Here is a 21,763-nt window from a genome sequence, read left to right on the forward strand (position 1 = left end):
CTCGAGGATGTTTTTAGTTTCTTTTAACGACTGCTGTATACAGCTCCTACAAAATTTTATAATCATCATTTTCTAGCAGAAAGAAGGATTTGTTATGAAACGTATCGTACATCTGAGAAAGCGTAAGCTGGTTGCTCTATGAGTTACATAAAAAAAGGAACGCCCGTTTTTCGCAAAACGAGCTTTGCATTTTTTGCAGCCGGGTTCAATACATTTGCGATTTTATACTGCGCACAGCCTTTAATGCTGGCGTTCACAAAAGAATTTCATATTTCTCCAACAACTTCTAGCCTATCACTTTCCGTTACAACCATAGCTTTGGCTATTAGTATGCTTATTTTCGGTTCGCTATCGGAAGTTTGGGGAAGAAAGCCTGTCATGGTCTATTCCATGCTTGCCGCTTCTTTATTATGCCTGTTGACTGCATGGAGCCCTACTTTTCATATTCTGCTATTTTTCCGAATAATGGTAGGAATTACACTAGCCGGTCTACCTTCAGTGGCAATGGCTTATTTAGGGGAAGAAATCGAAGCTAAAAGCCTTGGTTCAGCAATGGGCCTCTATATAAGCGGCAATGCAATTGGCGCCGTTGGCGGAAGAGTGATTTCCGGAACGCTTAGTGAGTATTTCGGCTGGCACGGTGCAATAGCAGGAATTGGTATTATAAGTATAGCAGCGACCGTTATCTTTTGGATTAGCCTCCCTCCTTCACAGCACTTTCAATCTCGTAAATTAGAAGTTGGAAAGTTAGGGAAATCGTTACTTGATCATCTTAAAGATCCGAGGTTAGTTTGTTTATATGGCTTAGGATTTTTGTTGTTAGGCAGCAACGTCGCCTTATTTAACTATATTGGGTATGTACTAACGGCTCCACCTTATTCCTTAAGCCAAACGATTGTCAGCTGGGTCTTTTTAATTCTTATTATCGGAATGTTTAGTTCGGTGTGGACCGGCAGACTGGTAGACCGCTACGGAAAACAAAAAATACTTATGATCAACCTTTCGATTACGCTAGCTGGTGTGATTTTAACGTTAGATCCTGCTTTACTTGCTAAAGTAGCTGGCTTGGGCTTGTTTACGTTTGGGTTTTTCGGCAGCCATTCGATTGCCAGCAGCTGGGTAGGTCAGCGCGCTTTAACAAATAAAGCTCAGGCTTCTTCACTTTATTTGTTTCTATATTACACGGGGTCAAGCGTAGGCGGAACGCTCGGAGGAGTCTTTTGGTCGATGTTCGGCTGGAAAGGCCTTATTTGTATGATTATTGTTTTTTTACTGATTGCTTTTATCCTTTCCGGTTTTCTTTTAAAAAGCTCAGTAAAGGCAAGACGCGTTACAAATGTTAAGGAAAGTTATTAAATGAAGGAAAGCTAATTGGGATGTCCTATTATCTAGATCAAGAAGTAGAAAAATACACATCAAAAAAGACCCCCTAAAAAAGGTCTTTTTTGATGCAGTCATTATGTAACTATTTATATTACTTATTTATCCTAAATCCTACTTACCTCTTGCAGTTGATTCTTTTGCGCACATTTCACCATTTAATACAAGATGAATTTATAAACAAGCAAGTTTTAGAAAATTACAATTGCCGAATAAATAAGCAACACGCACATTATTACATTTATTTTTTTATCATATTTTGCAAATAGTTTTTTAAATACAGAACCAAATGCAGTCCACAGTAGCAATGCGGTGCACCCTATAAATATCGTTAGACACACCAAAAAGAGTACAGCTGGTTTTGAATTAGCATAAGGGAGCACAAAAGTTGTCATGGCCGTTAAAAAATACAAAATACTTTTTACATTGAGAATTTGAAAAAACAGCCCCGAAAAAAAAGAAGAATGTGTACAGGAATCATCCTCTTTTTTCTTCTTAGAAAAAGCCATTTGCCATGCTAGGTAAACTAAATAGGCCGCACCAACGATCTTAAAGTAAGGTTCTACCATTGGTATCCACTGATACAGACTTGTTGCTAATAATGCAGTTACTACACCTAGAATAATAAACCCCAACATAATTCCACCGCTGAAGCGTAGGGATCTTCTGAATCCAAACCTTCTCCCTTCGTTCATTACCAAGATATTACTTGGGCCTGGAGTAAAAGATGTAATAATTAAATAGGAAAGGAATGCTGTAAAATTCATATAGTTAATTTCTCCTCTTACTAAAAAATTGTTGAATGAGTTACGTGCTTCATTGTAATATAAGCCTATCTATCGGTAAAATTGAAATAACAAATAACTACTATCGTTTTTTTAAATAGATAAGAGGAGTTTATGACCAATGGAGATACGACAATTTACTACGTTTCGAACGATTATCGATGTGGGGAGCTATACAAATGCGGCTCTAAAATTAGGCTATACTCAGTCAACTATCACTTCTCATATTAAAGCATTAGAACGCGAAGTTGGCGGAGAGTTATTCACTTATACTAAACGAGAGTTAAAATTGACTGCTCTAGGAAAAGAATTAATACCTTTAACCGACGAACTGTTATATACGTATAAACGTATATCTCATCTGAAAACTCATAATAAGGTCAGCGGCGAGCTGAAAATTGCTGCACCTGAGTCCCTAACTATTTCAAGATTAGGACCTATTCTAAAAAAATATTCAACTAAGTATCCCGATGTTAAGGTTATATTAAGCAATGGAACTTGCGGGCAAAATCAAACAGATCTTATGAGCGGAGATGTTGATGTTGCGTTTATGGTTTGGCCAAAATTAGAAGCAGATAATTTCATTCATCATGAGTTGCATAAAGAAGAAATTGTTTTAATTACAAGCCCGGATAAAAATCAGCACTTTGATGATTATAAAACCGATAGAACTACTGACTTCTTTATAACAAACGAAGAGGGATGCAGTTATCGTTCGATGTTTGAAAAGTATCTGGCTGCTCATAAACTGCCTAAATTTCAAACAATGGAGCTATGGAGTTTAGAAGCAATCAAACAGTCGGTAATGAGCGGATTAGGGTTTTCTGTACTTCCTTATATCACCGTAAAAAATGAGGTTGAAAAAGGATTATTAAACATTCTTGAACACAATGAACAATTTGTGCCCTTTTACTCGCATCTACTCGTCAAGTCAAAAAAGTGGCAATCTCCTGCTGTTGAAAAATTTATTGAGTTAACTCTAGAATCCGTATAAACACGGCCTCGATAAAAATTAATAAACTTTTTTGCATACAAAACTGCCCCTCCAGTTGTCAGTCATTCTAATTAGAGGGGCCAGTTTTTTTATCACAGCACATACTCGAAACCAAGTTAAAAGTGGTAAATTTCTAGATGAATACAAGCCGTTTTTATATAATGATACGTGGAACGAACTGATGCCAATCTATGACCTAAGTTTACTGTCTACTTGCTATCAATAGCGTTCGTGTTAGCTATAGGTGTATTTTGGCAAGGCTATTTTATTAAAAACCTGACTGCAAAACACATTCTTTATTGTATGTACCCCTTTAAAGTAACCTTTTTTAGAGTTTAACTCTTTCTACTAACTGCAGCAATTCTTCATTTGGTCCGTGAAATAAAATCATACGTCCGCCTTCAAGCGTTGGCTGAGGCTCAGATGATAAAAATTCAATTCCTTTGCTCTTATAATGTTGAATCGCCTTATTTATATCCTCTACCGTAAAGGCAAGATGGTTAACAATCCCGCTTTTGTTGTATTCGCCAATTGGATCAATATCTCGAATGAGCTCAATTTCGATCCCCGGCTGTTCTTCAAGATACAAAAAAGCCATCTCTCTTTTTTCGGTAGATCCTTGAAGGCGAACTTTAAAGCCAAACATATCACAGTAGTAGTGAATCGTCTCATCCATATTTCCAACAATAATTGCTGTATGCTCCATTTTTTTAATCATCGATCTTCTCCCTTTCCCCGTATTTAGTAAGTACAAGTAAACTATACCGCAATTTAGGCAATATGTATTTCCATATACCTTGAATCCTGATACTATGGTTAAAAAAATTCAAGCACTCTATCAATGAGTCGGCTATGAGTTGAAAAATAACAAACAAAAAAACAAACCTCATTGGTTTGTTTTGGTTACGTATTTTATAGTCAGTCTCTGTTTCAACAACGTTCGATAAGCCATGTTTTGTACCTTTGTACTGCAAGCGATTTTAATCTCGTACTCAGGCGGTAATCATCTATCTACGATTACGCATGTAATCGTCCGTCTCTCCGTTAAATTCCTTCAAGACAGTTCCCCTACCATTGTTTGGGTTTCTCGCTCGTGGGGTTTACCGCGTTCCACCTTTGCTGTTTCCAGCAAAGCTTCGTCACTGTGGCACTTTCAGGGATACTCGACCATATCCGAGGACTTAGGTGGTTTTTCCCGCCGTCAGCTAAGCTATAAGCCAAGCTGCCCTAGCTTATTTTTTCACTAGGCACGAACACTACGGGCATCTCAGCACCGTGCGAGCATGGACTTTCCTCTACATCAAATGATGCAGCAATTACCTGAACGTTATTTCAGATCGTGTATGAGTAGTATATGCGTTTTAGCTTGCCGAATCAAATGTAACTTTTGGTATGGATTCCAATTCAATTTTTACAGCAAATTAAATAAAATAACTTGTTTCTGTACACTCTTTTTAGTAGGTGAATTACAAGCAAATTCAAGAAATGTTCTCTTCATCCATTTCTACGGGGGATACTTTGTTTCTTTGTAGAATATTCTATAAACCACATAAAAAGATGACAGAGGTGATGAAACATGAACGCTGAGTTAAAATTTGATTTTCATACCCATCACGACCGATGCGGACATGCTCGCGGAACAATTCGAGATTATATAGAGGCATCTATTGATAAAGGCCTTGATATCATTGGGATTTCGGATCATTCTCCTTATTTTGCGAGCGAAGAAGACCAGCCGTTTCCTCACATTGCGATGGGAAAAAGCGCATTCTCCGGATATGTAGCTGAGATTTTGAAACTAAAAGAAGAATATAAACAGAAAATTGAAGTGCTGTTAGGCGTGGAGTCTGATTTCTTTCCCGAGCATGCGGAAATATATCAGAGCTACTATAAAAAATATCCGTTTGACTACATAATCGGCTCTGTTCATCAAGTTGATGAAATCAGTATCTTTCATAAAACGCGTTGGGAAGGGCTTTCTCAAAAAGAAAAGCAGCGCACGAAAGAAACGTATTATCAATTAATTGAAGAATCCGCCCGGAGCAGAATGTTTCAAATCCTTGGCCATATTGATGCCATGAAAGGATTCTATCCCTCTTTTTCTTCTATCGAGACAGCTGTCATTGATCAGACGCTAAAAGTGATTTCGGCACATAACATTGCTATAGAAGTGAATACATCAGGCAAAACCAAAGACTGCGGAGGCTGGTATCCTGCAGACGATATTTTAGAAAGAGCCCTGCACTACGGGGTACACATTACATTTGGTTCTGATGCTCATGACCTAGAGCGTATTGGCGACGACTTTGAACTAGTAAAAAAGCGTCTTAAAGAAATCGGCTTTACGGATTGGGTCTTTTTTAGACAGAAAAAAATGCAGATGACACCTTTATAAAACTTAAATAGACTCACAATAAAAATATGCCTGAAGACACGCAGATGAAGGAACATCTCGTGTTTTCAGGCATGTGTTTTTTACTGAGAAACTTTGACTTTTGTAGATGAAGATAAATCTTCTCTGTTCGTTTCAATTACTTGTTGTTTAGGCGTCATTTTTTCATCGTCCTGACCTATCCTTATAGTTCCTCTACTATCTCCAACACTACTAAATTCCTACATAAAATATCCACATTTCATTTCAACTGTGCTACATTTAACTAAAAATGCTTTCTTAATGAGGGATACAATTGTGAATTTAGATTTAACAGCTTATATAACGCTTATCTGCACGTCTGGTGTTCTTAATCTATACTTATGTTTTTACGTATTTATTAAGCGTCACCACTACGCTAACATTGCGCATTTATTTATTCTTCATACAGGTTTCACTACTATTTATTGTATGGGTGCGGCGTTTAGCTTACTATCCGTTAACCTCGGAGAAATGAAATTTTGGACCGCTATTCAATACGTGGGCATGCCTTTTTCGCCTCCTGCAGGACTGCTGTTTGTTATGCAGTATGTCGGCATAAAAGTAAGGAAAAAACATATTTTCACCCTTTTTATCATTCCTTTTATTAGTTTGATTATGGTCGCAACAAATGACTGGCATCACCTTCATTACCGCGTGTTTGAAATTGATCCCGTTCTAGGTGCTCCTTACGTTCATCAAGAAATTGGACCATGGTACACAATTCACGGCATGTTCATCTTTTCGTCTATGTTCGTTGCTTTTTTGCTCGCCGTTTACCGCTGGAAAGAAACAGCCAAAGCTTATCGCCTGCAGTTAATTTCATTAATGGTCGGTCAATTAGTCCCTATCGTCACAGCTTTTATCTATTTAATGGGCTTTACGCCGCAGGGAATTGATCCAGTTCCGATGGTTTTATGGGTTTCTTCATTTTTATATTTATGGTCCATTAACTCATCGCGTATGTTTACAGTCATGCCCGTTGCGAAAGACGCGATATTTAACAGCATCAATGACGGTGTTATCGTGCTTGATGAATCCTACAGACTAATTGAATTTAATCTAGCGTCTAAAAACATGTTTCCGCAGCTAAAAAAGTCGATGCTTGGAAAACATTTTGCTGATATTTGGGGGACGCTATCGGGCAGTTCATTTCCTTTTGCATTCGAAAATAAAAACAGCAGTCAAGAGCTGCAGCTTTTTTCTGAGGATCAATCTCCGTATACGTATCAAGTTCGCACTTCTCCTTTGCAGTATGCTAACAACAGTCACGGCTTGCTGCTTATTTTTACGGATATCACGGAGCTAAAAAGACTTCAGCTAAAGCTTGAAAATCAAGCTTATTACGATGAGCTGACGCAAATTTATAATCGCAGGGCATTTTTTCAGCACAGCAAGCAAGCGTTCGATGAAGTAAAAAAGTCCGCATCTTCTTTTACACTTTTTTTACTTGATATTGATTATTTTAAAAAAGTGAACGATACGTATGGCCATTATACCGGCGATCAAGTGCTTGTACATGTCGTAAAAGCCTGCCAGTCCGTATTATCACAAGGAGCCCTTTTTGCTCGGTACGGCGGTGAAGAATTTGTACTCGCGCTAAAGGGCTATACTTTATCTCAAGGTGAAACGCTTGCTGAGCAAATTCGCCGTCACGTCGAGACTCACCCCTTACTGATTAATGAAGAAACCATTTCTGTTACGCTAAGTCTTGGAGTAGCACAAGCGGAAAAACAAGAAAATGAAACGTTAGATGAGCTGTTGAATAAAGCAGATATCGCCCTGTACGCTGCCAAACAAAACGGCCGCAACCAAGTACGTGTGTATGAAGAGAAAAAAGAAATACTAAAAAGAACCTGAACAGCACTGTTTCGGTTCTTTTTGCTTTTGACTAATATTCTTTCATTTATCAAGTAAAAGTGCGAAAAGACTTGATTTTGTTTATGTATTTGAAAACAGCTTATCCTATAAACTATATGTAGATCAAAAAAAGGAGAGATAGAGATGAAGATTACACATATTCGAAATGCCACTTTACTTGTTGAATACGGGGGAAAAACGTTTTTAATTGATCCCATGTTAGCGAAGAAAGGAACGTACCCTCCTTTCCCAAATTCGATCAGACAAGATCAAAACAATCCTTTAGTAAGCTTACCGTTATCCGTTGAAGAGATTATTGAGGGTATTGATGCCGTAATTCTCACTCACCTTCATTTGGACCATTTTGACGATGCCGCTAAACAGGCGTTGCCAAACGATATCAAAATGTTCGTTCAAAATGAAGAAGATGCCGCAGTAGTAAGAGCTGATGGTTTTAAAAATGTAGAAGTACTAACAAAGAACACGGTCTTTGAAGGCATCCAATTATCCAAAACAAAAGGTGAACACGGAAGAGGAGAAATTTTAAAGCGTACTGGTTTAGTATGCGGCGTTGTTTTTAAACACAAGAGCAAAAAAACGCTTTATGTAGCTGGAGATACGGTATGGTATTCCGCTGTTGAAGAAGAAATCAACACCCATCAACCGGATGTCATTATCGTAAACGGCGGCGATAATCAGTTTTTAGAAGGCGGTTCTCTTGTGATGGGGAAAGAAGATATTTACGAAGTACACAAAGTGGCCCCTCATGCTACGATTCTTTCTGTTCATATGGAAGCTGTAAATCACTGGGCGCTATCAAGAGAAGAGTTAAAAAGCTTTATCAACGAAAAAGATATGGCGTCCCGCGTCTTTGTTCCAGATGATGGCGAGGTTTATACTTTTTAAGAGAGAAGATGAGACAAAAGTATTTAAGTTGAGGAAAGGTCCGAACGAGTTTGATTCTTGGGTGAGAATTAAACTCGTTCGGATTTTTTCATTGATGTAGTTATGTCTCCCTCTCTCTTTTATAGCTCTTTAATTTATCAAGTAGTAGTCGTAGTAGCAACTGCTGAAGTGCTCGCAATAACCGCTAGCATAGCTGCTTGCTGAGCTTGAATAATGGTTTCAATCGTTGTATAGATGCCCGTTTCGACCACTCTAGAATCCTTCAGTTTTTCACTGATAACCAAATTAACCCCCAGCATAACATTGATGTCTTTCTGCCATTTAAAAAGCTTGTCTGCGTTTAGCTGTTTCACTACTTCATGGATAAGTTCAATTTCAGTTTCTGGTTTTTCAAACAGTGCTAATAAGCCAATGACCGGGTAGTGCATCGCTTTTACTTTCATACCTGCCGATTCACAGGCTTCTTTTACTGATACGCATCTTTCAATAAGTGTATCTGCATCTAAATTTTTATCGATTGAGAGAATATGACTTAAAAATTGAAGGTCATTTCCTTTTTTAAATCCATGCTGCGCCAATGTTGTATAGAAGTGTTCAATTTCATGCATGAGATCATCAGTAGACTCGCTCGTTTCAGCTAATAGAACGGCAAGAGGTACATCGCCGCTTGAAGTAAGGAAAAGATGCTTCTTTTTCATGCCTTGATAAATTTCTGCGGATCTTCGGACCATTTCTTTATGACTTCGGCTTGACTCATTCGACAGCATAGCCGAAGCCGCAATGTACGTAAACGCGCCTCTCGTAAATCCGCCTTGTATCAATTGATCATATACGTCAAGAAACTCATGAAACGTTTCTTTTGGATTCTCATAGCGAGTATCAAGCATAGCTGCTATTGTAAAACGCTGTGATGATTTTAACGTAGAAAACATCCCTACTTGATTTTTGATATAGTCGCTTAACTCGAGGTAATCCTGAAGCTTGAGCGGTTTACCTTTCACTGCATACATAGAAGCGATAGCCATAAACTGCTTGTGATCTGCCGCTTTCCATTTGAGCTCATTTTTTAAGCTGATATAAAAATCTCTATACTGATTTATTTTTTGTTGAATATTCCCTGGCACCATCTCAACACGTCCTTTATTAGGTGTTAGCTTATATACGTAACACTTCAACAAAAGTTTCAATATTTGGTAAATATTCTGCGCATTTATTGCAAAAAAAAGACCTCGGAATATTCCGAGGTCTTTTTTTGTTCAGTTCTATTTATTAACCTCTTCCCGCTTGGAAAGAAGGATATTTTGTCATACCGCCATCCGCAAATAATGTAATACCTGTTACATAGCTTGCTTGTGATGATGCTAAGAATGCTGCAACTGACGCGATTTCTTCCGGGTTACCGATGTAGCCCATTGGAATCATACTTTCTACGTCTGCACGCTGTTCTGGATCAGCGAATTTTTCAGCGTTAATTGGTGTATCAATTGCCCCAGGTCCAATGTTATTCACGCGGATTCCTTTTGGTGCATATTCAAGAGCCAATGTTTCCGTCATTAGCTTCATGCCGCCTTTACTTGCTGCATAGTGAACAAATAATGGCCAAGGAATCATTTCGTGAACGCTAGACATGTTAATAACGTTTCCTTTGATATCATTTTCAACAAAATATTTAATCGCTTCGCGGCTGCCTAAAAACGCGCCCGTTAAGTTTGTGTCGATTACTTGATTCCAGTTTTCTAATGATAATTCATGAGAAGGAACCGGGTTTTCAACACCAGCATTATTAATCATAACGTCTAATGTGCCAAATTCTTTAACAGCTGTCTCTACAAGGTTCACAACGTCTTCTTCTTTTGTTACGTCGCCTCGAACAATAATTGCTTGACCGCCAGCTTGTTCAATTTCTTTTTTCACTTCTAGCGCTTCGTCTTCATTGCTGCGGTAGTTTACAACTACTTTTGACTGCTCTTGACCAAAACGAACGGCCATTGCGCGACCCAATCCTTTTGATCCACCTGTTACAACTACTACTTTACCTTTTAAATCTGTATACATCTTGAAGTCCTCCTACTTTTCCTGCGTGATATGTCTTGTTATACTGTATTAATTATAGATACAGTTTAAGTTTTAAAAAGAGAATAAACATTTTTCTATCTCTTCTTTCTCAAACTGTCATTCATTTAAAAAGTAACAAATTCACTTTTGTTTCTTTTCGTTACTTATCGTAACCAAGAGAAATAAAGTAGTCAAACTTTTTGTTTGATCATTTTTATCATTTCTTTTTTCCTTACTCTCTTTATAGTTGTTTGTTCACTGGAGAATGATTCTTCACACTTCCAATTCACACCACTTCAAAAGTTTAAACTTTTTCCCTTGCAATTCTTAAATCAATGTATTATATTGTTGATGTATCAATTATTGATATGTCAAACAATTGTCCACAATCAAAAATATGGAAATGACAATAAATATGTTTAACGCCTAAAAAGAAAGGAATAATGACTATGACTACAAAAGACTTTAACGAAATTGCTTTAAAACGTCGTTCAATTAAAAAATATGATCCTTCAATAAAAATTAGCCGTGAGGAAATGGAGGAAATTCTTACAGAAGCTATGCGCGCTCCTTCTTCTGTTAATATGCAGCCGTGGCGCTTTGTTGTAATTGAAACGCCGGAAGGAAAAGAAAAGCTAGCTGAACTTGCGAAATTTAACAGTGAACAAGTTCATACATCTTCAGCTGTTATTGCCGTGTTTGGTGATATGAATAACGTTGAATATGCAGATGAGATTTTCGGCAAGGCCGTAGAGCTTGGCTATATGCCTCAAGACATTAAAGAACAGCAGCTAAATTTCTTTAAGCCGATTTACGAAAACATGCCAAAAGCAGATATGAAAGACATCGTGCTGATCGATTCAGGTCTTGTATCTATGCAGCTTATGCTTGTTGCTCGTGCTCACGGGTATGATACAAATCCAATTGGCGGATACGAAAAACACTTAATTGCAGAAGCATTCGGTCTAGATAAAGAACGTTATCTTCCAATTATGCTTATCTCAATCGGAAAAGCAGCAAGCGAAGGCCATGCTTCTTACCGTTTACCGGTCAATACGGTTACGACTTGGAAATAAGCAGCTAGTTCTATTCAATAAGTAAAGAGCTAAAAATGTGAAGTAAAAGGAGACTTTCTGATGAATAACTATCAAGAACTTACAAAAAAACAGCTTTCATTCTTCAACAGCGGTAAAACAAAAGACGTTGCGTTCCGTATCGAAACGCTAAAAAAATTAAGAGAACTTGTGGTGCGTCATGAAGAGGACATTTTAAAAGCAGTAAAAGCTGACCTTAACAAACCAGAAATGGAAGCAAAACGTGCAGAAGTTGGTCTTGTGCTAAGCGAAATCGACTTTGCAGTTGAGAATCTTGCAGAATGGGCATCGCCAAAAGAAGTAGAAACACCATCTACTCACGCTGGAGCAAAAAGCTACATTTATCAAGATCCATACGGTTTAGCTCTAGTGATTGCACCTTGGAACTATCCGTTCCAACTTGCTGTCTCACCGGTAGTAGGCGCGATTGCTGCAGGTAACTGCGTGGTGTTAAAACCTTCTGAATTAACACCTCATACGTCAAGCCTTCTTGCTAAGATGTTTAATGAAAACTTTCCTGAAGAATACTTGACTGTAGTCGAAGGTGAAGTGGAAACAAGCACGGCTTTACTAAAAGAAAACTTTGATTACATCTTCTTTACAGGAAGTACAATGGTCGGCAAAATTGTAGCAGAAGCTGCAGCTAAACATTTAACGCCTGTTACGCTAGAACTAGGCGGAAAAAGTCCTACAATTGTACACGAAGATGCTAATATTGAAGAAGCAGCTAAACGCATTGCGCGTGGTAAATTTGCAAATGCTGGTCAAACTTGCGTAGCGCCAGACTACATTCTTGTTCAGCGAAATGTAAAAGACGAGCTGCTAGCTAACCTAAAAGCAGTCGTAACAAACACATACGGTGAAGATGTTTCACAAAACCTAGACTTCCCTCACGTAGTGAGCGAAAAGCATTTTGATCGTCTTAGCAGCTTCTTAACAAACGGAGATATCGTTTTTGGAGGCAAAACGGATCGTTCTCGTCTGTTTATTGAACCAACTGTTCTTGACAACATCTCATGGGAAGATGATGTGATGCAAGATGAAATCTTTGGACCAATTCTTCCAGTCATCGTATACGATGAAATCTCAGAAGTAATCCAAGCAATCGTCAAACGTCCAAAACCATTAGCACTTTATCTTTTCTCTGAAGATGAAGCTGTTCAAGATCACATTTTAAACAGCGTGTCATTTGGCGGCGGTTCTATTAACGATACAATTAACCATATGACATCTCACTACCTTCCATTTGGCGGCGTTGGTGACAGCGGAATGGGTGCGTATCACGGAAAAGCAAGCTTTGATACATTTTCACATGCTAAAAGCATCTTAAAACGTTCAAATAAATAAAGAAAAAGCCGAAGTCAGCGTCTGACTTCGGCTTTTTTTATTCTTTCATTTGTTTGGCGATTTGTTCATACTGCTCTTCTTTTTTTGTGGAAACCGCTAAATCGCAAAGAATATGTAAAAAATATTTTTTATCTTGAACAAATAAATACTCTTCTTCAAAGCCTTTAGAAATGTAGACGGCGAACTCCCAGATGTCGTCATAATAAGCTGGCCCAATGGCCTCAGCGAGATTTCCAAGCGTTTTGAGCAGCTCCATCGTAATGATAATATTCCGTCTCGCATAGTGCCGGATATTCGCAAATCCATCATATAAAAAGTCCTCAAACTTTTTGTCAGGGATCACCATTCGTATCACGCCTTTATCATCAACTAAGTAAGAAGAAAATTGACTCGCGGCACAAATTTCCCGAAGAATATCGCTAATTTGGTGAATGGAGTTAACTGCCGTTTTGAAGTCATCATTTCCTAGTGATTTAATCGCCATCTCCACAAACTTGGTAATAATATACGTCGTGTCTTGAATATCAGTCTGGGATTTCCCTACATGGATATATTGGTGAAAGACGGTGCAATCCATTTCATCGTGCTCTGTCGAATCTCTATGCCAATAATAAAACAATACGGTTCCGCTGAGCACATAATCCCCTACTTCACGCTCCATTTTTATCACTAAATTATGCTCTTTGGCACAGTGAATCAATTGGCTGTAGTTCAACGTTTGAATATAGCCAGATGTTTGAATACATACCGGCTTTTTCTCTCCTTCTGGAAAGGAAAATTGTTCGCTATGACTAGACTGCGTTCGATGAATCTCCAGTTCCTCGCGAATCGTTGTCTTAATCGCTTTTATGGACGCTGTTTTCATCGATTGAGTCATATGATTTACTTGCAGCCACTTAACAGAATGATTAATGAAGTAGACAAACGTGCCCGCACTAAAAACAGAAAGGGCTGTCGTCACAAAGGGAATCGCAAAATATCCGTCTACTTGAGAGCTGTTTAAAAATAGAAAGACAAAAAGTGTATACAAAAAACTCCCTATAAAAATACCTAAAATTCGCTGAGTAGACTTAGAAGAAGCAAAGTTTTTTAACACGCGAGGAGAAAACTGAGCTGCAAATGATGTAAACACAACAAGCATTAAATTAAAGGTAAATGTGGTAATCGATAAAATCCCGGGCATAATCGTACTCACTAACGTATTCGTTAAATCCATGTTGATTGAAAAAAATGAAGGGACCTTCTCTCCTACTTTGCAATAATAGTCAAGAAACAGCGTCAGTGCAGCTAAAAGAACAGAAAAGAAAGCATAAATTAAGGGACTAAACCAGATTTGACTAGTTAACTCATCTTTAAACGCGCGAGGAGAAAGCTGTTTCCTTGCAGCTATCCATCTAAATGTATTCATATAAAACCTTCCTTTTTATTTGTAAATCTCTAACTTTTTTCTTAGTTCCCTTAATTTTTCTAATTATGCTTATACAATGGAAAAAATCTATTTTTTAAGATATAGGCACACAACGCAAAAAAGAGGTTGAGATACCCCTAATTATTTCATCTAAATGAGTACAAATAGAATACATGAGCTGAACCGCTCATGACGCGGCCGGTGAGCCTTTCCCCGCAGGAGTCTTCGCCTCGCCCTCCAATCAACTGCTAGAAGGAACTGAATGAAGATATGAAAGCTATGTTCACCATACAAACAAAAAATCCGAACGCGTTGGATTCTCAATCAAGAATCCATCTCGTTCGGATTTTCTTTCAACTAACCTAATTTTATCTCAGCCTCTTTTAACTCTTATCTTTTTACCAGCCTCGGCTCGCTCCGCCACCTCCGCCGCCTCTTCCTCCAAACATGACAAGGAAGTTTAGCAGAAATTGAGTGATGGCTCCTTTAAAAAAGACAAAGTCAAGGATAAGCAAGCCCACAACAACAGCTGCAATCAGCAGCGTTTGAAGGGGTGTGAAATGAACACCGCTATCAGAAGGAGGAGCTGCTTTTGGCACTTTTTGTTCAAAATCTGTTCCTAAATCATACTCTTTTACGACTTGGTTATAAACAGCTTTGTATGTGCTTTCTAGCGCCGTATCGTATTTGCCGTTTTTTAAGTTAGGAATAGCATAAGAGTCAATGATTTCTCCAGATTTGATATCGGTGATAGCTCCTTCTAACCCATACCCTACTTCGATTCGGATTTTTTGTTCTTTTTTAGCGAGCAAAATAAGAACGCCATTGTTCAGCTTTTTATCACCGAGTTTGTACTTTCGAAACGCTTCATTTGCGTACTCTTCTACATCCGAATCACCTAATGAATTCACGGTCAGAATCGCTACTTGAGCTTTCGTTTCATCATCTAACTTTCTGCCCATTTGATTGAAATCCGCTTTTTCCTGGTCATTTAACAGATGAGCAAAATCTTGAACGTAAATATCGCCTACCGGATTTGGGATATCAGGTGCAGCAAAAGCAACGCTTGCGGTATTACATAAAAGAGATAATAATAAAGCAAACGAAGCAAGAAATTTCATCACTTATCGCTCCCAAAATCAACTTTCGGCGCTTCTTTTTCTTCATTTGTTACTTCAAAATATGACTTTTTTTCAAAGCCGAACGTACCCGCTAACATGCTTTTAGGAAATCTCTTAACGGATTTATTGTATTTCGCAACTTCATCGTTATAGTCTTTACGGGCTACAGCGAGTCGGTTTTCTGTCCCTTCTAAGCTGTCCATTAAGCTTCTGAAGTTTTCGTTCGCTTTTAAGTCTGGGTACTTTTCAACCACTACAAGCAGGCGATTTAACGCGCCGCTTAATTGCTGATCTGCATCAGCTTTATCTTCAGGCGTTTTCGCTCCCGCTAGCTGCGCTCTTGCCTGAGTGACTGAATCAATTGCTTCCTGTTCATGCTTAGCGTAGCCTTTTACCGTTTCCACTAAGTTAGGAATTAAATCAGATCGTCTTTTTAGTTGGTTATCCACTTGGGAAAATTTATTATCTACATCTTCCTCTGCGCTAACGAGGCCATTGTAAGAGCTTATTCCGTAAATTACAATAAGCACTAACACAACAATCGTAGCAATCAAACCTTTGTTTCTCAATGTATTACCTCTTTTCTTCATCAAAATTATGTATCTATTTACTAGTACGAATCATACCCTAAAAAGATTCATTTTTTGCCAATTTTATTTATGATGACCACATGTTTTAACGATCACTCTCTCTATAAGTTGAAATACTTTTATACTACTCTCATCGCAAACTCCTCATTTCTCAAACACGATTCTCTATCTAGTCTTTCTATAATCTAGTACATGTAATCCTTATCCATTTTATCTTATTTCATACATCTAAAAAAGGAATGGCTAAGAACCATTCCTTTTTCTACTTAAGACCAACCTTCAATCTTGTATGCGACTCGGTGAAATTCAGGAACCGTTACAAATTGATAGTCGTTCTTTATTAAATACTTAATGAGTTTCGGCAATGAAGTAACAATTTGGTCTCGCGCTCCGCTGCCGTATCGATCCCCATCGTGCATGACAATAAGATTCTTTTCTTGTAGATTTTTAATCGTATGTTTGTATATGGCCAGTGGATCTTCTTCACGCCAATCCTGGCTATCTATATTCCATAGAACAGACGTCATTCCCAATTCCTTAATGGCAGCAAGAGCTGTATCATTTATCGAACTGTAAGGTGGACGAAACAGCTTGGGAGAATAACCGATGATTTTCTCTATTTGAGCATTTGTAGAAATGATTTCTTTCCACAACTCATGCTTAGAAAGAGTTGTAATATCAGGATGACTCCACGTGTGATTTCCAATTACGTGCTTTTCTCTATGAATACGTTGGATCAGCTTTGGAAATCTTTCTACTTCCGAACCAACGACAAAAAAGGTCGCACGTACATGATATCTTTTTAGAACTTTTAAAACTGCAGCCGTGTAAGCTGAGGGGCCATCATCAAACGTTAACGCAACGTACTTTGGTGAATTTTGATTCATGTTTTCTCCCCTTATATAAAATAGATATAGAAATAAACCCCTCAATTTGTGGGTGTAAGCTGAGGGGCTTTTACGACGAGACAATTTTTAAGAGATGATGTTATATCTTTTTCTGCATGTAATAGCGCTATAGGTAATAGATTTGTTCAAAAGAACTCGCCAAGTAGTCAAATCCGCGAGGGCGCAGTGTTTCGAACTGCTGAATAATTTTTATTCTTTCATCTGATCCTCCTGGGAGATCGTAAAGTTTCGTCACGGGCTGTCCACTATTTAAATATTCAATGATTCTATACAGCATGACGCGAAAAGCATGTTTAAATTCCTTATATTCATCAGGAAAACGCTGCTCCAGCGCTTTATATTCAACTAATGTTCTATGCATATGCATAAACGGAAGCTCTTTCCATTCAAGAGAGAGGATAAGAACGTCTATATTGGGATGTTTTTTAACGAAGCGATAGTGATTTCCCCACTGTTCTTTCACTTTTCGCTTCGATATCCCATGTTCCTGATGATAAGCAACTGTTGAGGGATCTAAAACAAATTGTGCACCATTTTTATACAAACGATATCCAAGCTCCCAGTCTTCTGCCCCATAGCCAACAAACGTTTCATCAAAAAGACCGGATTTTTTTAAGTTCTCTTTTCTTACTGATACATTTCCACTTAAAAATGCAATATAAGGTAGTGTAAACCCTTCAAGTCGCTCACCGAAATGTTTTAGCCCGCTGTTAAGGAAATAGCGATTAGGAAATGATAAACGTTGAAAACGGTTTGTATCAATGTCTTCTTTTGTTACAAGAGGATAAGGAACGTTTGAATGCCACTTCGTCTGTTCATAGTTTTCATACGATCTTCTATACTCAGGATCCCTACCGACTAGTTCTTTTAAGTGGGCCATTTGATCTTCATTATAGTCTGGCATAATAAATGTGTAGACTCCTTCATAATGCATGGCACCGGTAACCACGAGATTTGATTCGTGCATATGATGTTTATAATGATTTTTAATAAAAGAAGGCGGCGCTAGCATTTCTCCATCTAAAAAGATTAAAAGATTCCCTTCAGCATGATTAATTCCTATATTGCGAACAGAGGAGCGTCCTTTATTTTGTTTCATGCGGATATACTTAAATTTGAACGGGACATCAGCTTCTTTAAAAATATTGGGCGTATCATCAGAAGAAGCATCATCCACTAAAATGACTTCATACTCAGCTTGAGGAAACGTTTGTTTTGATAAACTATAAAGCGAGAGAGAGGTTTGATGATATTTATTATACGTAGGCATAATGATACTAACTTTAATAGGATGTTTGTGATTATTTTTTATACTCATACTATATAATGAATGGTCTGCTTTATTTATTTTATTTTTGGTCTCTTTTAAGGGATTTGGACTCTTTTTTTTCTTTTTAATATAGTATTTTCCATCGGAACGGTTGTAATAGGAATCATATAATTCTATTTTAATCATCCTTTCTTTGTTTTTCCTCTATATACTATTCAATAAATGACCGGGTGCTTGTACAATATATAATTTTTTTTGGAAAAGGCGTATATAATAGATTCGGGAACTTTAGTAGATCGTTCTATTGAATTAGAAACATATTCTCTTATCATAAATAAGTGTTCTACTTCTCAGTATAAAAAAGCTGCTTACAACTTCATGTGTTATAAGCAGCTTCCTTTTATAGCTGATTTCCATATACCCCATCAATATTTGCAACAGCCGTTTGATCAAATATATCTGCATCCATATTTGTATTTTTCATTCGCGCACAAGCAGCTGAAATGTCTCCATAGGTTGAGTTGATTCCAACAGATTTAACATCCGCTGTGTGTCCGTTGTGAAGAACTTCTCCAAAATTCATCGATCCATTTCTTGCCATACCATTAATTCTCGTGTTACAGATGTTAATAACTCCTGCCATGACCATACCACCTTTTCTTAAAGAGAATTTGTACATCATATGTTGTGACAAGCCTATGTGTGAAAAGTTTTTATAAAACAAAAGGCAAGGTACAAACATTAGTGAATTTATTCATTTCACCCTGCTTCACCCAAAGTTTCCACATGTTTTTACGCTTTTTCTGTTACAATAAATGCATAAGTTATTTTTCATCCATATTGTTTGAAGGAGGATACGTAATATGGACGAACCAAAAGATATTCAACCTAAAGTAGAAAAAAGTTTCGAACTGATTGGCAAGAAGTGGACAGGATTAATCATCTATGTGCTTATGAGCGGTCCTAAACGCTTTAGTGAATTAAATGAAAGTATACCAGCTTTAAGCAGAAGGCTGTTGACAGAACGGATTAAAGAGCTTGAAGACCACGGAATCGTTGTCCGAAATGTCATTCCCGACCGCCCTATTCGTTCTGAATATTCGCTGACTCAAAAAGGAACAGAGTTAGGTAAAATACTAGGACCGATTAGCCAGTGGGCAGAAAGCTGGGTCCAAGATTAATAAAACTACTCCATAGAAAGGATGAGCATCATGGCAAATGTTCTCTATATTACTGCACACCCTTTAGCTGAAGACGAATCGCTTAGCATGGCTGTAGGGAAAGAATTTATTGACGTGTATAAGCAAACACATCCAGAAGATGATGTGGTTCATTTAGATTTATATCAAGCAGATATTCCATACTTAGATGCAGACGTATTTAACGGATGGAAAAAGCTTCGTTCTCACTCCTCCATCCAGGATTTATCAACGGATGAACGATTAAAAGTGGGACGGTTAGCCGAACTAGGCGGACAGTTCGTACTTGCTGACAAATATATTTTTGTCACGCCAATGTGGAATTTTTCCGTTCCTGCGATCATGAAAACGTACATCGATGCGATTACCGTGTCAGGTAAAACCTTTACATATACAAAAGAAGGCGCTCAGGGATTGCTTAAAGGAAAAAAAGCAATTCACATTCAGTCCCGCGGAGACGTGTATTCAGAAGGCCCAGAAATGGCAAGAGAAATGGGCCACCGCTATTTAGAAATCATGATGGACTTCTTTGGTATTGAAGCGTTTGAAAGCATTATTATTGAAGGGCAAGTAAAATTCCCGGATCAAATTCCGCAAATTAAAGAAAAAGCACTCCAAAAAGCACATTCAATGGCCAAAACGTTTTAAATTCAATAAGAATCAAAAAGACCTCGAAGCTGACCGGGGTCTTTTTCTTTTCTTTCCTCTTCGCTACATTATATTTCCCTTGAAATATTCCTCTCTTTCTGTCTCGTTTTGCGCTAAAAATATATGTTAAACAAACGGTTAAACGCTGTTATTTTTTGTTACTATTAATAACGCATGAAACAAAAATATATAATTTTTCTTTTTCTTTTTTTTAATTATCCATCTTCAAAAAAAGATAGTTCCTCTAGATAAATAACGTTTAAAATCACACTCCAAACTGAAAAAACCCTTATTTTTAAAGGATTCATCCATAAAACCCAAAAGCGTAATACTCTTAAAAATGTTTTTGAACATGATAAAACCTAATAAAAAACCTTTGACTAAATTTGTGACGTAAGTTACTATTAATAACGTAGTAGATGTTTTCGAACATATTATCTTTAATTCATAAAACAACATTTATATATTGAAAACAGAAAGGTGAAAAGAATTATGGCAAAAGTATTATATATTACAGCAAACCCTAACGATGCTACGCAATCATTCAGTATGGCTGCGGGAGATGCATTTATTAATGAGTATAAAGAAGTAAACCCAGCGGATGAGATTGTTCACGTTAACTTATATCAAGAGCATATCCCTCACATCGACGGCGATGTATTCAGCGGATGGGGCAAACTTGGAAGCGGCGCAGAATTTGATACACTTACTTCTGAAGAACAGCGCAAAGTTGCTCGCCTAAACGAGTTAAGTGACCAATTTGCTCAAGCGGACAAATATGTATTTGTTACACCAATGTGGAACTTCTCATTCCCTCCAGTGATGAAAGCATACTTAGATGCTGTAGCAGTAGCTGGAAAATCATTTAAATATACAGCAGAAGGTTCTGTAGGTCTATTAACAGATAAAAAAGCGTATCATATTCAAGCAAACGGCGGTATCTACTCTCGCGGCCCTGCTGGTGAACTAGAAATGGGTCACCGCTATATGCGCATTATGATGAACTTCTTTGGGGTTCCTTCTATCGGAAGCCTATTTGTAGAAGGACAGGCTGCAATGCCAGATAAAGCACAAGAAATTAAAGAAGACGGTATTGCTCGCGCTAAAGAAGCTGCACGTACGTTCTAATAACAAATATAAGCACAAAAAAAAGGAACATCTCCCCATGTTCCTTTTTTTGTGCTTACAATTATATCTTTGCTTCCCCGCGCAGCAGCGAATAAACATATGTATCAAACGGGATATTGTTTTGATATAGGTACTCTCTTAACGTCCCTTCTTTTTTAAATCCTACTTTGCTTAACAAAGCGATAGATCCGCTATTTTGCGTAAATACAATCGCTCCTATGCGATTGTATTGAAGTTCGTGGAAGCCATAAGAAATCGCTTCATGAACGGCTTCCGTTGCGTATCCTTTGTTCCAGTGCTCTGGAAAAAGAGCATAGCTTATATTTGCTTTTTTATGCTCTGAAGACCACTCTTGAAACCCTATTGTGCCAATCAGCTTTTCGTTTCCTTTTAGCTGAATCCCCCATTTAATCAACTGCTTTTCTTCGTAGCCTTTGGAAAAATTCTCAATGATCCCTTTCACTTGGTCAATCGATTCTAAAGATTTTTGCCCGTAATAGCGCAGCACGTCTTCATCAGAAAAGCATTCTAAAATCTCGCCCGCATCATTTTCTACAATTTTTCTTAATATCAGCCGTTTTGTCTCTAATTCCGGAAACATTTTCTTCCCTCTTTTCTGCGCAGCTTATCTATCTACGGTAAACCATACTATTCTCCTCT

General features: G+C 37.8%; 21 protein-coding genes and 1 other RNA gene. 10 read left to right on the plus strand and 12 right to left on the minus strand.

Annotation, left to right across the window (positions count from 1 at the left end):
* Positions 1-138: 138 nt before the first annotated feature.
* On the plus strand, positions 139-1,356 hold the full coding sequence (locus CEQ83_RS16485; protein WP_098112411.1) for an MFS transporter: 1,218 nt from the start codon (positions 139-141) through the stop codon (positions 1,354-1,356).
* Positions 1,357-1,571: 215 nt separating this feature from the next.
* Here the strand turns inward: CEQ83_RS16485 and CEQ83_RS16490 are convergent, their stop codons facing one another.
* Positions 1,572-2,147, minus strand: a complete 576-nt coding sequence (locus CEQ83_RS16490) for a LysE family transporter (protein WP_098112412.1) — start codon at positions 2,145-2,147, stop codon at positions 1,572-1,574.
* A 139-nt stretch (positions 2,148-2,286) separates the two neighbouring features.
* Here CEQ83_RS16490 and CEQ83_RS16495 point away from each other — a divergent pair, with 139 nt between their 5' ends.
* Positions 2,287-3,159 (plus strand): LysR family transcriptional regulator, encoded by an 873-nt coding sequence (locus tag CEQ83_RS16495; RefSeq protein ID WP_098112413.1) that lies wholly within the window; start codon positions 2,287-2,289, stop codon positions 3,157-3,159.
* A gap of 328 nt (positions 3,160-3,487) precedes the next feature.
* Here the strand turns inward: CEQ83_RS16495 and CEQ83_RS16500 are convergent, their stop codons facing one another.
* Both CEQ83_RS16500 and rnpB read right to left on the minus strand, forming a co-directional pair.
* A complete protein-coding gene (locus tag CEQ83_RS16500; protein WP_028414590.1) occupies positions 3,488-3,877 on the minus strand; it encodes a VOC family protein in 390 nt (129 codons plus the stop codon).
* 221 nt (positions 3,878-4,098) lie between these two features.
* Positions 4,099-4,487: RNase P RNA component class B (rnpB, locus tag CEQ83_RS16505), an RNA gene on the minus strand.
* Positions 4,488-4,735: 248 nt separating this feature from the next.
* Between rnpB and CEQ83_RS16510 the strand changes: the two genes are divergently transcribed.
* From CEQ83_RS16510 to CEQ83_RS16520, 3 genes are all read left to right on the plus strand, one after another.
* On the plus strand, positions 4,736-5,554 hold the full coding sequence (locus CEQ83_RS16510; RefSeq protein ID WP_028414591.1) for a histidinol-phosphatase: 819 nt from the start codon (positions 4,736-4,738) through the stop codon (positions 5,552-5,554).
* A gap of 294 nt (positions 5,555-5,848) precedes the next feature.
* Entirely contained in the window at positions 5,849-7,429 is a 1,581-nt protein-coding gene (locus tag CEQ83_RS16515) for a histidine kinase N-terminal 7TM domain-containing diguanylate cyclase (RefSeq protein WP_028414592.1), read from the plus strand.
* 144 nt (positions 7,430-7,573) lie between these two features.
* Positions 7,574-8,335, plus strand: a complete 762-nt coding sequence (locus CEQ83_RS16520; protein ID WP_028414593.1) for an MBL fold metallo-hydrolase — start codon at positions 7,574-7,576, stop codon at positions 8,333-8,335.
* 137 nt (positions 8,336-8,472) lie between these two features.
* On the opposite strand, the gene CEQ83_RS16525 is transcribed toward CEQ83_RS16520, so the two are convergent.
* Together CEQ83_RS16525 and gdh are read right to left on the minus strand one after the other, a co-directional pair.
* Entirely contained in the window at positions 8,473-9,462 is a 990-nt protein-coding gene (locus tag CEQ83_RS16525) for a DUF4003 family protein (protein WP_028414594.1), read from the minus strand.
* A gap of 142 nt (positions 9,463-9,604) precedes the next feature.
* Entirely contained in the window at positions 9,605-10,390 is a 786-nt protein-coding gene (gdh, locus tag CEQ83_RS16530; protein WP_028414595.1) for a glucose 1-dehydrogenase, read from the minus strand.
* Positions 10,391-10,839: 449 nt separating this feature from the next.
* Between gdh and CEQ83_RS16535 the strand changes: the two genes are divergently transcribed.
* Together CEQ83_RS16535 and CEQ83_RS16540 are read left to right on the plus strand one after the other, a co-directional pair.
* On the plus strand, positions 10,840-11,466 hold the full coding sequence (locus tag CEQ83_RS16535; RefSeq protein ID WP_081732904.1) for a nitroreductase family protein: 627 nt from the start codon (positions 10,840-10,842) through the stop codon (positions 11,464-11,466).
* A gap of 60 nt (positions 11,467-11,526) precedes the next feature.
* Positions 11,527-12,831 (plus strand): aldehyde dehydrogenase, encoded by a 1,305-nt coding sequence (locus CEQ83_RS16540; RefSeq protein WP_028414597.1) that lies wholly within the window; start codon positions 11,527-11,529, stop codon positions 12,829-12,831.
* A gap of 37 nt (positions 12,832-12,868) precedes the next feature.
* Here the strand turns inward: CEQ83_RS16540 and CEQ83_RS16545 are convergent, their stop codons facing one another.
* The 6 genes from CEQ83_RS16545 to CEQ83_RS16570 form a co-directional block, all read right to left on the minus strand.
* Positions 12,869-14,239: a DUF2254 domain-containing protein gene (locus CEQ83_RS16545; protein ID WP_047750403.1), complete on the minus strand. Its 1,371-nt coding sequence runs from the start codon at positions 14,237-14,239 to the stop codon at positions 12,869-12,871.
* Between the two features lie 398 nt (positions 14,240-14,637).
* Positions 14,638-15,360 carry a TPM domain-containing protein gene (locus CEQ83_RS16550; protein ID WP_155017408.1) on the minus strand — a complete coding sequence of 241 codons (723 nt, stop codon included), beginning with the start codon at positions 15,358-15,360 and terminating at the stop codon, positions 14,638-14,640.
* Positions 15,360-15,929 (minus strand): LemA family protein, encoded by a 570-nt coding sequence (locus tag CEQ83_RS16555; protein WP_028414600.1) that lies wholly within the window; start codon positions 15,927-15,929, stop codon positions 15,360-15,362. Before CEQ83_RS16555 ends, CEQ83_RS16550 begins: the two co-directional genes overlap by 1 nt.
* A 287-nt stretch (positions 15,930-16,216) precedes the next feature.
* Positions 16,217-16,837, minus strand: coding sequence for a polysaccharide deacetylase family protein (locus tag CEQ83_RS16560; protein ID WP_028414601.1), 621 nt, complete (start codon positions 16,835-16,837; stop codon positions 16,217-16,219).
* 127 nt (positions 16,838-16,964) lie between these two features.
* Positions 16,965-18,314, minus strand: coding sequence for a glycosyltransferase family 2 protein (locus CEQ83_RS16565; protein WP_028414602.1), 1,350 nt, complete (start codon positions 18,312-18,314; stop codon positions 16,965-16,967).
* A 214-nt stretch (positions 18,315-18,528) separates the two neighbouring features.
* A complete protein-coding gene (locus CEQ83_RS16570) occupies positions 18,529-18,771 on the minus strand; it encodes a spore germination protein (protein WP_013084095.1) in 243 nt (80 codons plus the stop codon).
* 220 nt (positions 18,772-18,991) lie between these two features.
* Between CEQ83_RS16570 and CEQ83_RS16575 the strand changes: the two genes are divergently transcribed.
* From CEQ83_RS16575 to CEQ83_RS16585, 3 genes are all read left to right on the plus strand, one after another.
* A complete protein-coding gene (locus tag CEQ83_RS16575; RefSeq protein WP_013058076.1) occupies positions 18,992-19,309 on the plus strand; it encodes a winged helix-turn-helix transcriptional regulator in 318 nt (105 codons plus the stop codon).
* A 30-nt stretch (positions 19,310-19,339) separates the two neighbouring features.
* A complete protein-coding gene (locus tag CEQ83_RS16580) occupies positions 19,340-19,975 on the plus strand; it encodes an FMN-dependent NADH-azoreductase (RefSeq protein WP_028414603.1) in 636 nt (211 codons plus the stop codon).
* A gap of 492 nt (positions 19,976-20,467) precedes the next feature.
* A complete protein-coding gene (locus tag CEQ83_RS16585) occupies positions 20,468-21,103 on the plus strand; it encodes an FMN-dependent NADH-azoreductase (protein ID WP_028414604.1) in 636 nt (211 codons plus the stop codon).
* Between the two features lie 61 nt (positions 21,104-21,164).
* On the opposite strand, the gene CEQ83_RS16590 is transcribed toward CEQ83_RS16585, so the two are convergent.
* The gene (locus CEQ83_RS16590) at positions 21,165-21,704 is read right to left on the minus strand and encodes a GNAT family N-acetyltransferase (protein WP_028414605.1); all 540 of its coding nucleotides are present in this window, start codon (positions 21,702-21,704) and stop codon (positions 21,165-21,167) included.
* Between the last annotated feature and the right edge of the window lie 59 nt (positions 21,705-21,763).

The organism is Priestia megaterium, assembly GCF_009497655.1.
In the GTDB taxonomy this organism is placed as follows: domain Bacteria; phylum Bacillota; class Bacilli; order Bacillales; family Bacillaceae_H; genus Priestia; species Priestia zanthoxyli.